Here is a 14,429-nt window from a genome sequence, read left to right as displayed (position 1 = left end):
GCGGGAGGGTGGCCGGTCCGCGCCGGCCGGCCGCGCGGGTCACCGGAGCAGGAGGTCGGGCGAGCTCGCCTCCGGCGTCCGCGACAGCCGCCCGGCAGGCGGTGGCGCCCCGGAATGACGAGCAGGATGGCCCCATGTCCGATGCTGCGCGACCGTTCTACGTCGCCCTGGGCGACTCAATCTCCATCGACGATTACGCGGGCGGCCCCGGTAGAGGAGGGGCCAGCCTCCTCTACCGCAACCGCGACGACGACTTCCCCGACTGGCGTGGCCGCGACCTCCTCACGGTCGACCCCGAGACCGACTTCCTACTGTTGGCCATGGATGGTGCGACCACCCGGACCCTGCTGGACGTGCAGCTCCCTCGCCTCGGGGCGGTGCCGAACCGGCCCACGGTGGTCACCCTCACGATCGGGGGCAACGACCTGCTGTCGGTGTACGGGGACAGCGCCGGCGCTGAGCAGGTCATCGCGCGCGTGGAGGCGGCCGTCGACGGAGCACTGTCCCAACTCACCAGTCTTGTGGCGCCCGGCGGTCGGATCGTCGTCGGGACCGTCTACGACCCGAGCGACGGCACGGGGGACGCCGTCAGGCTGGGGCTGCCGCCGTGGCCGGATGCAGTCGCGGCGATCGACCAGCTCAACCAGGCGCTGCGCGGCGTCGCCGGGAGGCACGGTGCGGCGGTGGCCGACATCGGGGGGATCTTCCATGGTCACGGGCTTCGGGCCGGAGATCCTGCGCGGCCCGAGGCGCGCCCAGCGGAGCGTGACCTGTGGTTCAGCCGCCTCATCGAGCCGAACGCCTGGGGCGCCGGCGGCGTCCGGAGGGCATTCTGGACGGCGCTACACGTGTGACACAGACCTTCCACCGGCAACGGTGGAAGGGGCGGTGGCCCGTGCGTTGCGCCGCCGTGGAAGGGTGCCGATTCCCCGGTCCCCGCGGACGCCCCCAGCAGAGCTTCGCCTGGCGGTCACGGGAGCCGTGCGGGCATGAACGGGAGAAGCCTCACGGGCACGAATACCGTGGGGTTCAACTCGGTGTCCGAGAGGGACACGCTACATACGCACGTGGCTGGAGGAAGCCGAACGACGGGCCCAGGAAGACGACCGGCGCTGGCGGCAGGGCAGCGGCGAGGGGTACTGCCGCGACGGCGACGGCCTGTGCAACGAGGGCTGAGGCTGTCGGTCGGTTGGACGAAGGGCCGTCACCGTTCCGTTCGCAACGAGTCCACCGCGGCCAGCCCTGCGCTCCTGGTGGTAACGCACTCAGACGGCCCTCCTGGAGCCCCGAGCCCGGGGCGCCTCGTGTTTCCCTCGAGCGGCGGCAGGCCGAAGCACTTCAAGCATCAAGGAGACGCGCCAACGTCAGAAGGGGGAGAACCCCCAACGGCCTGAAGGCCGTGGGGTTCATCTCGGTGTCCGAGGGCGACACGCTACATACGCACACGCCTGCGCCCGCGTCTACGGACGGATTCCCCGTAGACGTGCGGAGCCGCACCCGGTACGCACGGCCTCGACGAGACGCGGCGTCCTGAACTGCCAAAGGAACGGCGCAACCGCTGGTCCCGTGACCTGTGCGCCGCCGTCCCCGTGCGGTCCGCCTCGTGAGTCGACTAACGCTGGCGTCCGCCGTCAACGCTGGCAACGTCAAGCGGGTCCCGGCTACTTCAGAGCGATGGCGATCTCCTCGTCCCAGTGGCTGACCACATGCAGGACGGCGTCCCACATGTCAGGCAGTTCGTGGAAGCCGATGCTGCGCCCGAGGTGATCTGTGAACCGAACTGACAACGGCCAGTTGATGAGGGCGCGGAACCTGGACGGGATCGGGCCAAGCAGCTGATACCGGGTCATCTCCATGCCTGCCTCCAAGGGCGTCAGAGGCTCGCGTGTCCACAAGATTTCGACGGGCACCTTCGGCTCGATGGAGAGCACGCGGTGACTGCCAGTCATGGCCAGGCAGGCCACCGCCCCATGTAGAGCTGCGTGCTTGTCGGCGTTGTTTACCTGCGTGAGTGCGGCGAGCGGCTTCCGGGCTGCTCCCTGCGGGTCTGTGCTGAGGTCGACTCCTCGGTAGGGCTGAAGGCTCTCGATCAGGTCGGCGTCGGTGCGGCTCACGTTGGCCAGTGGACCGGCGTTGGGCCACTTCTTCTCCACCCGGTTGCGCCACTCGGATGGCTTAAGGCAAACCGGAAAGGCGTTGTCCCGGACGGGTGCTGTGCCGTTGCGCAGCGTCAGCACGGTGACCGTGTTGTCCATCGCGGACCGGAGGTGGTGGGCGACCTCTCCGACCCAGATGCCCCAAGCGGGAGAGGGCACCTCCCGGGGGATGTAGAAGGAGCTGAAGGTGCCATCAGAGTTCTGGCGGGTTGGTCCTTCGCTGCCCGCCGTCAGAACTCTGTCAACGTCGTCCAACAAGGCGTCGAGTAGCGCGCGAGCTCTGGCGAGCTTGCGCTTTATCCCTGTCATGACGGCGTCGGAGTCGATCGGGGGAGCGGCCACGGGGTGACACTCTCGTTGCGTCCCCTGACAGGAATCGGCTAGCGGGCGGTCCACAAGAGCCACCTCCCTCGACTACTGGCCGCCACGGCGATGAGCATGTCGCTGCTTCTGCCTCCGCTTATCTGTCAGATCCGTGCCATAGCGTTCCGTTAGGACAGAGAGTCTTGGCCGTGGCGGGTCGGCCTGCGTACTTCGCGGCGGGGGACGGTGAGGCGAGTGGCTGAGCGGTGCATCTCGTTGAAGTACGCGGCGACGTGCCAGCGCTGTCGGCGGACTCTGCCGGCGGGGACGAGGGCTCGCTGGGATCCTGACACCAAGTGGACTGCTTGCTTGCAGTGCTCGACTCAGACCCATGACCGGGTTGCTGCCGCAGCGCATGGCGGAGCGGTCGCCGGCGCTCGTCCGCCCCTCCCGGCCGCGGCTTGCCCCGTGCCTCCTCCCGTCCCGCTCGACCCTCGGTGGGACGAGTTGGTCCGCTACCACCTCGCCTGTGTGCAACGCGCAGGACTGGCCCAGGCGGTCGACTACAGCGCCGCCGACTCGTGGGCAATGCTTCCACTCGCCACGGAGCAGTTCGTCGCTGGCACCGCTGACTCCGTCCCCGTGGGGCCCGAGCTGAGGCAGCTCTTCGACGGCGCAGGGCGCGAGGAGGCCGTCTTCTACGGCTGGCCATTGGTCGTGGTTCTCGACCGCCGGCGCGTTCGTCGCGTCGCACCCCTCGCCGTCACCGGGCTGGAGCCACCCACCGCCGAGGAGACGGCCGCGCTTGCGAAAGACACGGAGCCCTACCTGAATCCGACGTTGCTGTCCGAAGACTTCTTCCCACCCGAGGCGCTCGCGGCGGCACGCGCCGTGGCGGCCGACGGCCTTGCCTTCGGCGACGCCGAGGGGCTGGCGGTCCAGCTGACCGACGTGCTTATGGCGCTCGGCTTCGACGACCACGCCGCCCTCGACCCCCAGCGGCTGTCAGCCACGCCTCGGTCGCACCCTCCGGGCGTGTATAACGCAGCTGTCGCCTACCGGGTTGCCTCGAACGGCGCCACCGCCGGGCTCGTCGAGGAGCTCACCCAGCTACGTACCCGCCGGGACTGGTCGCGGACAGCCGCTCGTTACCTGCTGGAGCCAGCTCCCGAGATCTCGTTGCGCGACGAACCGGCGCAGGTCGCGCCGCTGACGCTGAACGACTCCCAGGAGCAGGCCCTGGCTGCCACCGGCGTCCTGCCGGTCACCGTCATCAGGGGCCCGCCCGGCACCGGTAAGAGCCAACTGGTCGCGGCGACCGTTGCGGCGGCTTGGCTACGCGGGGAGACCGTGCTCGTCGCCTCTACCAACAATGAGGCGGTTAAGGTCGCCGTCGAGCGCGCTCACGCGATCGACGACGGGCTGCTCATTCGAACGGGCAATGCGGAACATCGCGAGGCCCTGCCGCCGACTCTGAAAGCCCTCGCCGGACGTCCGGTGCCTCCCGGGGTCTCCCCGGCAGTCAGCCAACGTCAGCTTGAGGTCGCCGTCGCCACTAGGACCCGGCTGCATGACGCCCTGGCGCAACGGGCCGCCCTGGAGGGTGAGCTCGGACAGCTCGCCCTCGACCTCGAGGCCCGCCGCACGTTGTTGTGGGGCCAGCCGAGGCCCTCCCCGGTGCACGACCGCCGCGTGCAGCTGGCTCGCCGTGCACGACGGGTCGAGCGCTCCTTCTCGTTCACCGCCGCCCGCACCCGCCACACGTTGGCCGCAGCAGAAGTGTCGATCGATCGAGCGGTACAGCTCGCCGACCTGGCGGGGTGGGCGGAAGCCGAACTGCGCTGGGACGCCCTCCAGGCCGCAGTCACCGCGCTCGGCCCACGAGACCCTGAGACGGAGCGGGACCAGCTCACCGCCGCTGATCACGTGTGGGAGCAGGCCAGTCTCACCGCCGTCCAGCAGACCGTCGCGACACGGATCAGCACTGGGGCCACCGCGCTGATGCATCTGGCCCGCCTGCGCCGCGGTGCGCAGGCCGCGCGCCTGGCCGCCGTCGTCGAGACCTTCCCCTCAGCGACCGGATGGGCCTGCACCGCCCTGTCCGCCGGACGGAACTTCCCCTTGACCGCGGGCCTGTTCGACCTCGTTGTCATCGACGAGGCCAGCCAATGCGGCGTGGCCGAGGTGCTGCCTCTGGCCTACCGGGCCAAGCGGCTGGTCGTCGTCGGGGACCCCAATCAGCTGACCCCTGTGGTCACCCTTGCGCCGCGCGACGTTGCCACCATCGCTGCCTCCGTCGGTTCTACCCAGGATGACCTGCACGCCCGTGCCGTCTCCTACGGGCAAGACTCCGCTTTCACAGCGTTCGCTCGCCGCGCAGGGCGGCCACCGTTCCTGTTGGACGAGCACTACCGCTGCCACCCGGAGATCGCGGCCTACTTCAACGAGGCGTTCTACGGAGGCAGCCTCCGCGTGCTCACCGACGTCACCCGGCAGGACGGCGCGGTCCGCGGACTCCATTGGCTACAGGTCGCCGGACATACCGAGCCCGGCCCGCGCAGCGGCGCGGTCAACCACGCCGAAGCCGACGCGATCGTCCGCTGGGTGCTCGACCACCCCGGCGAGCGGGGCAGTCTCGGCGTGGTCACCCCTTTCGCTGCCCAGGCAGAGTTGATCGAGGACGGGCTGCGTCGCGCCCTCGGCGAGGAGCAGTGGAAGGCCCGTGGGGTCGCTGTGGGCACAGCGCATCGCTTCCAGGGCGGCGAGCGAGACATTGTGCTGTTCAGCCCAGTGCTCTCCTCCAATGCACGACACGGAACTGCGCGCTGGGTGGAAGAACAACGCAATCTGGTCAACGTTGCTGTTAGCCGGGCCCGCCGTGCCTTGGTCGTCGCAGGTGACGCCCTGGCATTGGCGCAGCTGCCGACGCCGACCCTGGCGGCGTTGGCTGACGCCGCCAGCCGTGAACACCCGACGCCGACACCGACCGACAGGGAAGACCGACGTCTGCACTCGGAGCCTGAGCGGCGGCTGTACGCGGCGCTAACGGAAGCTGGCCTGGAGGTACAGCTGAAGCCAGTCGTAGACGGATACGAACTCGACTTCGCTGTGACCGCCGCTGATGGGCGTCAGATTGATGTCGAATGCGACGGAACACAGCACGCTGACGCCCGTGGCCGGCAGCGTCGCCAGGATCTCGTCCGCGATCTGGTGCTACAGCGACTCGGCTGGCAGGTGCTGCGGATCCCAGCCTGGCGATGCCTGACCGAACCGCGAGCCGCCGCCCATGACGTTGCTAGGGCTCGGGGCGGGCATCCGGCTCCAGGGGAAAGTCCCGCGCCCAGCTGACCGCCGATGAGCGGACAGCCGTTAGGCCCCGAGAGCTGAGGCCAGCCGGCCGGCCTTAGCAGTCCTTCAGGCACTCGGCGGGTACGCCATTACCGGAGACAGCAGAACCCCCGCCGGCCCGAAAGCCGTGGGGGTTCAACTCGGTGTCCGAGGGGGGATCTTGACCCCATCGGATCGGGCGCCGGTGTCCAAGCGGTGCGGGGGGCACAATACAGCGCCGCCGCTTGCAGACAGAGGCGCGGGCGGTCATGGGACGTGCGTGCTTCCTGCCCTGTTGACCGTTCCGACGTTAGCCTCCGGGCATGAGCGAGCCCGGCGACCGCTCCAGCGCCCCGGAAACTGCGGACGGCGGCGACTTCGTTCCTCGAGGACCGGACGGCGAACCGCTCACGCGTGGGCGCCGGATGACATACAGGGAAGCCCGAAGCTGGATGAAGCGCAGTGACGCGCTGCTCGGGCGCTGGCCGTGTGGGCCAACGATCGAGTGGGTGCCCGACGAGGAGAGAGCGACGCTGGCAGCGAAGGCGCGGCATGACGAAGGCAAGGACTGCAACGTCGCAGGGGACGTCTTGCTCTATCGCCTCCCGGACGGACGTCCGGTAGTCGTAGTGGAAGAGCCTTACTAAGGACCTCGTCACGCCGATCGTGCGGCTCTAGGCCGCCGGTATCGGCGAACGGCCCCTAGAGAGACTGCGAACAAGTCCGCTAGCTTCCAGCAGACTGACCGCATGACGGAACAGGTGGACTACCTCCTTCCACGCGGCCAGTTCCAGGCAGACATGACCTCCGCCGTTCAGGTGGCCATGCGATGCCCACACTGCCGTCACCAAGTCTTGATGCAAGCCCTCATGCATGACGTGGTCGCCGGCTTCGTCGGGCCTAAGCCCGTGTCGAACATGCCGCCGATGACGGACTGGGTTGCGTACGGCGTGCGCCGCTGCCCTCGACCGGAGTGCGGCGGTGTTGTCTTCGTGGTCGCACATTCCGACGGCGGCGAGTTGATCACCGCATACCCGCCGGAGACCGTGGATTGGGACGCCACCAACCTGCCGGACCAAGTGCTTGAGGCGTTCCAGGAGGCGATCCTCTGCGAAGCCAACAGCTGCCATCGGGCGAGTGCCCTTATGACCCGCCGGACTTTGGAGTTGGTCTGTGCGGATCAGGGTGCCGGAGGCGGCACGCTCGTGAAGCGGTTGCAGGCACTGGGTGAGCGAGCGGTGCTTCCGGCTGCTCTCCTGGCAGCGCTCGACGATCTTCGACTACTCGGCAATGACGCGGCTCACGTGGACGCTCGCGACTACGAACAGGTTGGTGTCGCCGAAGTGCGCCTGGCTCTCGACGTTGCTAAGGAGCTGCTCAAGGCGGTCTATCAGTACGACAGCCTGATGGCGCGGCTTGCTGCGCTGAAGAGGCCGAGAGAGTAAATCGACAGGGTCTGCGCAAATCAGCGACCCAGTGCACGGGCCCGAGACATGGTGCCGCCCCAACGGCAGGCGCTGAGCGCGGTGCATCGGCGTCGGGTCCATGACCAATCCAGAAGTCGCCCTCTGTTGGGGAGCCCCCAGGCTCAAAACCGCTGGCTTGCAGGCGCTGCGGTGCAGTTGCGCCAACCAAGCTGGAGCGTCGCTACTTGCCGAAGCGCTTAAGGGCCTTATCAAGGTCATTTAGCGCCTTGGAGGCCTTTCGAGCGCCACCGCCCTCGTCCTTCAGCTTCACACTGTGGCCGCGGGAGCAGCGCACCGTGCGCTGCTTGGCAACGTCATCCAGTGCGAATCGAACCTTGCCCCCGCACTCAGGGCACTCAGTTTCTAGCTTCTCCGACATCCCCGTTGCCTCCGCAGACTCAGCTTCCGATTGACCGTGCTCGTGCGATGGTGAGTAACAGATCCGACAGTTCGGGGCGCGACACGCTGGACTCGGCGACACGCACTGGCCTAGGTCACTGAGCGGCCACCTCGGGGCCGGCGTGGTTGGCGCCTCCAATCAGCGGTTCTTGCCGCCGGCCAGCAGACTGACGAGGTGACCGACTACGCGGCTTTGGCGATGACGATGCCGTGCGACGAGTCGCTTCTACCGTTCATCGGGCGGGTGAACTGGGCAGCTGCGCGACTGCACCACGGTGTCCGGGACGCGATCAACGAGATCAAGGGCACGCCTTCTGACAAGCCCTTCGAGCCCACCCTAGGGGGCGTCGTCTCGCAGCTTGAACAGCTCGCGGACCACCGGCTCGCCGAGCCTGACCGAGGCCACGTGCGGGAATGGTGCGCTCGCGTCGCCCGGCCTGCCGTTGACCGACGCAACAAGGTCATCCATGCGGTCGCCTTCACTGCCACCGATGGGAAGCAGGGGATCCGCACGGTCGATGACTCGCCACCCGGTCGGTTCCTGGAGCCTGACCTCATAGAGGTCGCAGGCCAACTGGTTCATGCGCATGCAGCATTGCCGCCGTGGCCTTACACGCTGAAGACCTAGTGTCTCCGCAGGCGCAACGCCCGGCGACAGGCCACGCTGGCGGCATGGATCCGGACATACGGCACGCCATCAATCCCAACGTCACATACGACCCTCACAAGCGCACGGAGAAGATCAAGTGCACCTGTGGGTTCTTGGGCTCGCCCCGCGACGTGGAGCGGCACATCGAGCACGAGAACGCGTCGTTGGGTAGTGCCGAGTAGCGCCAGGATTTTGTGAGGTTTTCCCTGACGCCACCCTAGGGCGTGGCACCGCACGTGGTTCGCGAGATCGGCGAGCTACCGCTTGGCCGGGCACGGCAGCTACGGCGCGAGTTGTTGCAACACCCGGATGATCAGCACGGTGGCTTGGGCAGTTGCGTAGGTGTCGACCCGGTCGATGTCCCCGTGCGTCACCTTCTGCGCAAGGTCCCAGGCCACAGGGACGAACGCCCGAAGCTCCCGGTGCGTCCGCCCCGGCGCATTCGCTGCCAGGAACAGGTCAAGCCATGCCTTCGCGTCGGCGGCCTTCGGTGCCTCCGTGCCTGCGGGCAGCAGGTCCGGGTTGGCGAGCAGCTTCGAGGCGTCGATGAGAACCTCGCGGCACCGTCGTCCGACGTCCTGCAGATCGTCCCGGCTCTGCGCCCCGGACAGCTCGGCGATGATGCCGCTGATCCGCTGGTCGAGCTGAGCCCAGCTGGGCAAGCCCCCGGTTCCGGGGTCAGACACCTGCACGCCGGCCACGAGAGCCTCCAACGCCTCACGGGTTGGGCGCGCCAGCTCCGCCACCCTCTGACGCCGGCTCTGGTATTTCGACAGGTCGTGTGCCTGCCAGTAGCCCCGCCAGGACCACAGGTCTTCGAAGGGGAAGGGGCTGGGCACACCGTGCGTCCGCAGGGCGGCGTCCAGCAGACGACGGCGCCGCTTGTACCGGGCGTTGACGTCGTCGATGCGCGACCCGCCCGTTGCGACATCGACCAACAAGGCCGCCTGGGCGTCGAGCAAGTCCAGCAGACCTGTTGGCGTCGAGGTGTCGGGGTCCGACTCAGGCTCGTGCCCCGGCGGGAGGAGGTCCCAACTGCTCACAGGGGCATGGTGCCCGACGGCTGGATGCAGGCCTCCTGACACTTCGGCGGGAGGCCGGACGGTCCAGCCGCATGACCACCACATCGCCGTCCTTCAGCCCCTTCGCCTACAACCGAGCCATCCGGGATTCCGACCTACCGGCGCTCGCGCGACACGTCGCCATGACCCTGGCCACCTACGCCGGGAAACGTGGTGAGGCCTATCCCAGCCAGGAGACGCTTCGGCGGGGGACTGGCTGGTCACGGCGAAGCGTCAACCACGCCCTGGCCGCCCTCGAGTCGGGGGGATGGCTCACCCGGGTCGAGAAGGGGCACAAGGGCAAGGCGACGTCGTACGTGCTGCACGTCCCGGGCAGTCCGAGCCAGATCGCAGCGCAAGCGCTCAAGGACGCCCAATCCGCAGCGGCCAAGGCCGCTGGGCGAGCACGAGCGGCCGCCGATGTGTGCATCTCCGGCCCTGATGAGGTGCAGCACGCGACCGGCGGGGACGACGCCACGTGCACACCAACACTCTCGGGAAGAGGAACAGCACATAGATCACCCGAGGGAGGCGCACTGACACAGCCCGACGACGTTCCGGATGCCCTGTGGCGGGCTGCTGAGCCGGTCCTGGCACTGCTGCTCACCAGCGTTACGTCGGCGGAGGCGGAGTTGTTCAGGGCCACCTGGCCGCTGAAGAAAGCGTGGGACTTCTGCTGGCGGCTCACCGATCTTGCCGGGTGCAATCCGCTCAGCCGGCCACGCGAGGACGGCGTCCGGACCGCGGTGGACCTGGTGGCTGAGCTGACCGCCATCCCGCTGAGCGGAGCGGACGTTGGACCGAGGCTCTACAAGCGTCTCCTGCGCCTCGACACGGGGCACGAAGCGGTGCCGCCAGCACGCGACTCACGGACCCGAACTAGAGAGCCGTACGTGCTGCCGCAGGGCGAGGTCGGCGACTTGGTGGGAGAGCTGGCGAAGGCCCTCGGCTTCAGCCTGCGCAGCCCCTCATGAGGCCGCCCCCAGATACCGGGCGATTTCCGCCGCCGGTCGGACGGTCGGGTGGCATGACTCTGAACACCTGGACCACCCCGCCCCAGCCGCCCATCGGCGACCCGGTCGACGACGAACTGCGCCGCCTGGCCGCCGCCGTCCGCACACTCCGAGACGCCGTCGGACCCACCACCGCACTGGACGACCTGAGGGTCACCGTGCTGTGGCTCGTGGAGGAGGCCGCTGCTCTGACGACCCCGCAGCGCCGCCGGGCAGCCGCCTACCTCGACGAAGGGATGACGATTGCCGAGGCCCTCTCCGTCGCTGCGCTCGACCTTCCGGAAGCCGCCCAGTGATCGGCCCATGCGCTGGCACCGCCGCTGCGCGACGCCAGGGCTCGCTGCCCTGGACCCGCCCCTTGTCCGCTCACGCGGACGCATCGGGGGCGAGCCCCCGACACCCCCGGCGGCTCCTCGCTGCGCATGGAGGTAGTCGGCCCCTCCTCGAACTACACGAGACGGAGGGGCCGACTACCTCCACGCGGATTGTTCTTCGGCCCTCGCTGGCGCTCGGGACGGCACTGTCCGCAGTGGAGCCGCCTCGCCCACCGGCGACGGCCCACCCCCACGGCTGCTCTCCTGCTTCGCGACGGAGCCCAGCCGCCGGGGACCCCTGGCCGACCTCGGCGCCCGACCAGGGGCGCGCCCCTGGACCCCGGCGCCTCACTCGTCGTCCGGTCCCCCCAGCCGCCAGGAGCGGGCGGCTGGGGACCCCTACCGGTCGGCTCGAACGGCGCCTGACGCTCGCCTGCGGCGCCCGAGAGGTGGGTACGTGAGCGACGTTGCCCCGGACCTGGATGCTCTGGTCGAGACCGCCCGTATCGCCCATGCACAGCGGCGCAGCATGGATGCCGCAGCTGCTGAGGTCCTGCGCATCCTCGCCGAGGCGGACGGAGCCCTACCGCTCGACGGGCTCCTGACCGCTGGCGCCCCTCGTGACGTCGTGGCTCACCTGGTCGCCGAAGACGCGACGGACAAGCGCCGCAAGCAGCGCGCACGGCTCGGCTTCGTCGGGGGAGCACCCGTCGTGTGGCTCACGGCGACCGGCTGGCAGGCGACCGGCAGAGCCAGTGGCCGAGAGGTCATTCCTTCCGCTGACAGCGTCGCCCACGCCACCGCACCGGCGGCCATCGGCCGATGGCTCCAGCGGCGGGCGGCGACCCTAGGCGGCCACGGCATCACAGTTCGGTCCACCCAGGGAGCCGCCTGCCGGCGATGGTCCGCAGAGGTGACCGCTCGGGCGTGGGCGGCCCTACGGACAAGCGGAGACGCAGACGGGGCTATCGGCAGCCTCACCGGAGGCCTCATCCCGGACGGTCTGGTGGTGCAGTCATTCCCGCTCGGCCCTCACGGCGCTGCCCTTCATGCCCGGCTTTGCGGTGGGGCGCCAGCGGATGACGACGACCTGGCTGAGACCACCTACACGCTGGAGGTGGAGGAAAGCGGGAAGCACACCCCCGTCCTCCGTCACAAGCTCGACCGTTGCCAAGCTGCTTGCGAGCAACTTCACGCCGCTCGGGCCGTTCTCTGGGTCGTCCGCACACGTGCCATCGCAGACCGCCTTCGAGACCTCGGAGTCGACGACCCACGACGGCCCAGCCAGATCCTCGTGCCGGCACGGGACGTTGGGCTGGACGGCGAGGACCTCGGACCGGTTCGGCGACCGTGGTGGGTGACCCAGGTACCCGCGGACGGCGAGCCGCCGGGATCTTGAGCCGGAGCAAGGACAGAGGACAGTCGACCTGATGCCGAGCGCACTCGCGGTACGGCCCAGCACCACCCCGATGGCTTCGAGGCGGCTGTTAGGAGGACGTCCGGACCGTCACAAGAAACTCCAAGCTGGCCGAAGTGACCACGTCCCCGGTCCACGGGTCCTCCAGGTGGCCGTCGTCATCATCGTCAAAGCCGCGCAGCGCCTCCCCGCTCGGCAAGCGGAGGATCGCTTGCGTGCCCCCTCCGTCGTGAACCACCTGTATCTCGGTCACCCGGCCCCGGACGCGCTCATCTGCGGAGACGTCAAGGCCGCCGTGGTGGCTCTCGGCGAGTCGCATCTGGCCGTCCGGCCCCTTGTAGCGGATGCACTGGAAGTCCACGAGCTGGTTGCGCTCGATGGCGTCCCCACAGCACTCGTGCTCCCAGCCGCCTACTTCTACAACGACGTCCACGGCGAGCAATCTATGTGGGGGACTGGGCGCACAACGGACGGCTCAGAGGCACAGGCTTCGCTCATGAGGCGGCGGCAACCTGCGCAGACGCCGGTGCCTCGGGCGAGTGGGGCGTTGCGCACGGATGCGGCTCGCCCCAAAGGTGCGAGAACGCAGTGGCGACCTCGGGAAGGCCCACCTTCACGTACGAGGCGGTCGCCCCACGCACCAGCCGATGCCCAGCGAACGCCGCCGCCGTCGCATAGCCGGCGACCTGCTCGATGCTGGAGATGGCGTAGTGCCGCATCCAGTGGCTCGACACCCCCAAATCTTCAGCCCAGGGGACCTGGCGCCGCACGCGGTTCCAGACTCCGTCCATCTGTCGGCGAGTGAGGTCGTACAGGGGGCAGTCCTCGGCGAGGAGTGCGAGCGTCATCGCCCGGCTGACCGGTTGCTCACGGCGGGCACTGTTCTTCTCGTCGAGCCACACGGTCTGGCGAGCTGGGCGCACGTCTCGACGCGTCAGGTTCAGGAGGCCCTCTCGGCGGCACCCCGTCTCTACCAGGAACCGCAAGACGACTGTGTCCTCGTCCCGCTCGCAGCTCTCGAACAGCTCTCGGACCTGCGTGTGGGAGAGGGCGTGGCGGCTGACGTCAGGGCGCTTCGGCTTCTCCACCTGGAGGGCCGGGTTGCTCGTCGCGTAGCCCTCTTCGACGGCCCGGCGGAACAGCATGCGGGCGGCGGCGATGAGGTGCTCCTGCGCGTAGAGCCCGTTCTGGTGGTTGCGGCGCCGGCTCCCAGCCTGCTGGTCCCGGGCGATCTTGGAGGCGATCCGGATGTTCCCCGGAGTGATGTCCTTCAGCTCCTGGTCACCGAGGAGCCTCACCAGCAGCTCCCAGTACGGCTCGTACAGCCGCTGCGTGGCATCGGTATTGGTCAAGGCGAAGCAGTCGACGAAGAACTCCTCGAGCTTCACGGTGCCACCACGGACACGCGGACCCTCGCACCAGGCGGCAGCGGAAGCGCCTCCGTGAGGCGCCCGGAAGCATCGACGACCGCCTCAAACACCTGACCTCGCATGGGAGGCAGGGAGAGCGGTTCGGATGACGCCACGGAGGTGGGCGGCTCAGATGCCGCCGGGACGGGGGCGGAGAACCTCATGCGGTTTCCTTCGGCTCGTGACCAGCGTGTCTTTACGACCGCTTGAACACGAACCGACCCAAAGGAGTGTCCGAGGGGGGACTTCGACACCTCGACGTGGGCGATTGCCCACCGACGAGTCGCCCGCAGTGCACACAAGGTGCGGCGTCCTCTCCCACGACGAGTCGCACGAGTTTTGAAGGTGTTCTAGGGCGGGACCTCCCCCCTCACTCCGTCAGCTCTGCCGCCTCGCGCTCGACCTCCTCGGATTCAGCATCCAGGTTGTGGTTCCGCAGGTCGATCGCCAGGTTGTGCAGGGCGGTCGCCAGTTCGTCGCGGTACCAGTTGGGATGGTTAGCGCGTAGATCGCGATACAGGCGCACCGCTTCCCGGTTGGTGGCGAGGGCGTCTTGGTGGTGGCCCAACTGGGTCAGGACATAGCCGTGCATCTTCAGGGCGCCGGCGAGGTCGGGGGTGTAGGCGTCGGGGCGGGTGGCGGCCAGGTCTCGGTAGAGGGCGACGGCTTGGTCCATGACGGCCAGGGCGTCCTCGGTGCGGCCGAGGTCGGCCAGCCGGTTGGAGAGGTTGTTCAGGGCGCCGGCGAGGTCGGGGGTGTAGGCGTCGGGGCGGGTGGCGGCCAGGTCGCGGTAGAGGGCGACGGCTTGGTCCATGACGGCCAGGGCGTCCTCGGTGCGGCCGAGGTCGGCCAGCCGGTTGGAGAGGTTGTTCAGGGCGCCGGCGAGGTCGGGGGTGTAGGCGTCGGGGCGGGTGG

Annotated in this window: 13 protein-coding genes; 8 read left to right on the top strand and 5 right to left on the bottom strand. The window is 68.8% G+C overall.

Going from position 1 to position 14,429, the window contains the following annotated elements:
* Positions 1-134: 134 nt before the first annotated feature.
* Positions 135-854 (top strand): SGNH/GDSL hydrolase family protein, encoded by a 720-nt coding sequence (locus ACI790_RS09225; protein WP_456569483.1) that lies wholly within the window; start codon positions 135-137, stop codon positions 852-854.
* Between the two features lie 807 nt (positions 855-1,661).
* Here ACI790_RS09225 and ACI790_RS09220 read toward each other — a convergent pair.
* Positions 1,662-2,498, bottom strand: coding sequence for a hypothetical protein (locus ACI790_RS09220; protein WP_456569482.1), 837 nt, complete (start codon positions 2,496-2,498; stop codon positions 1,662-1,664).
* A gap of 468 nt (positions 2,499-2,966) precedes the next feature.
* Here ACI790_RS09220 and ACI790_RS09215 point away from each other — a divergent pair, with 468 nt between their 5' ends.
* From ACI790_RS09215 to ACI790_RS09200, 4 genes are all read left to right on the top strand, one after another.
* Positions 2,967-5,807 carry an AAA domain-containing protein gene (locus tag ACI790_RS09215; RefSeq protein WP_456569481.1) on the top strand — a complete coding sequence of 947 codons (2,841 nt, stop codon included), beginning with the start codon at positions 2,967-2,969 and terminating at the stop codon, positions 5,805-5,807.
* 302 nt (positions 5,808-6,109) lie between these two features.
* On the top strand, positions 6,110-6,433 hold the full coding sequence (locus ACI790_RS09210; protein WP_456569480.1) for a hypothetical protein: 324 nt from the start codon (positions 6,110-6,112) through the stop codon (positions 6,431-6,433).
* 102 nt (positions 6,434-6,535) lie between these two features.
* Entirely contained in the window at positions 6,536-7,231 is a 696-nt protein-coding gene (locus ACI790_RS09205; protein ID WP_456569479.1) for a DUF4145 domain-containing protein, read from the top strand.
* A gap of 595 nt (positions 7,232-7,826) precedes the next feature.
* Complete coding sequence (locus tag ACI790_RS09200) at positions 7,827-8,279, top strand: hypothetical protein (protein WP_456569478.1); 453 nt, start codon at positions 7,827-7,829, stop codon at positions 8,277-8,279.
* 302 nt (positions 8,280-8,581) lie between these two features.
* Here ACI790_RS09200 and ACI790_RS09195 read toward each other — a convergent pair whose 3' ends face one another.
* The gene (locus tag ACI790_RS09195) at positions 8,582-9,343 is read right to left on the bottom strand and encodes a hypothetical protein (RefSeq protein WP_456569477.1); all 762 of its coding nucleotides are present in this window, start codon (positions 9,341-9,343) and stop codon (positions 8,582-8,584) included.
* A 71-nt stretch (positions 9,344-9,414) separates the two neighbouring features.
* Between ACI790_RS09195 and ACI790_RS09190 the strand changes: the two genes are divergently transcribed.
* The 3 genes from ACI790_RS09190 to ACI790_RS09180 all read left to right on the top strand — a co-directional run bounded on the left by ACI790_RS09190 (position 9,415) and on the right by ACI790_RS09180 (position 12,087).
* On the top strand, positions 9,415-10,335 hold the full coding sequence (locus tag ACI790_RS09190) for a helix-turn-helix domain-containing protein (protein WP_456569476.1): 921 nt from the start codon (positions 9,415-9,417) through the stop codon (positions 10,333-10,335).
* 53 nt (positions 10,336-10,388) lie between these two features.
* Positions 10,389-10,670 carry a hypothetical protein gene (locus ACI790_RS09185; RefSeq protein ID WP_456569475.1) on the top strand — a complete coding sequence of 94 codons (282 nt, stop codon included), beginning with the start codon at positions 10,389-10,391 and terminating at the stop codon, positions 10,668-10,670.
* Between the two features lie 475 nt (positions 10,671-11,145).
* Positions 11,146-12,087, top strand: a complete 942-nt coding sequence (locus tag ACI790_RS09180) for a hypothetical protein (RefSeq protein ID WP_456569474.1) — start codon at positions 11,146-11,148, stop codon at positions 12,085-12,087.
* Positions 12,088-12,175: 88 nt separating this feature from the next.
* Here the strand turns inward: ACI790_RS09180 and ACI790_RS09175 are convergent, their stop codons facing one another.
* The 3 genes from ACI790_RS09175 to ACI790_RS09165 all read right to left on the bottom strand — a co-directional run.
* A complete protein-coding gene (locus ACI790_RS09175) occupies positions 12,176-12,538 on the bottom strand; it encodes a DUF6578 domain-containing protein (protein ID WP_456569473.1) in 363 nt (120 codons plus the stop codon).
* Between the two features lie 61 nt (positions 12,539-12,599).
* Complete coding sequence (locus tag ACI790_RS09170; RefSeq protein WP_456569472.1) at positions 12,600-13,493, bottom strand: tyrosine-type recombinase/integrase; 894 nt, start codon at positions 13,491-13,493, stop codon at positions 12,600-12,602.
* A 391-nt stretch (positions 13,494-13,884) separates the two neighbouring features.
* The coding region (locus tag ACI790_RS09165; protein WP_456569471.1) for a tetratricopeptide repeat protein at positions 13,885-14,429 on the bottom strand (545 nt) is incomplete at its 5' end.

The sequence above is a fragment of the Blastococcus sp. SYSU DS0539 genome (assembly GCF_054050855.1).
This window is presented reverse-complemented; position numbering and strand designations above follow the sequence as displayed.

Bases quoted from the DNA above. Each gene is read 5' to 3' on its own strand.
- ACI790_RS09225 (WP_456569483.1), top strand. From the start codon at position 135: ATGTCCGATGCTGCGCGACCGTTCTACGTCGCCCTGGGCGACTCAATC.
- ACI790_RS09210 (WP_456569480.1), top strand. From the start codon at position 6,110: ATGAGCGAGCCCGGCGACCGCTCCAGCGCCCCGGAAACTGCGGACGGC.
- ACI790_RS09205 (WP_456569479.1), top strand. From the start codon at position 6,536: ATGACGGAACAGGTGGACTACCTCCTTCCACGCGGCCAGTTCCAGGCA.
- ACI790_RS09190 (WP_456569476.1), top strand. From the start codon at position 9,415: ATGACCACCACATCGCCGTCCTTCAGCCCCTTCGCCTACAACCGAGCC.
- ACI790_RS09185 (WP_456569475.1), top strand. From the start codon at position 10,389: ATGACTCTGAACACCTGGACCACCCCGCCCCAGCCGCCCATCGGCGAC.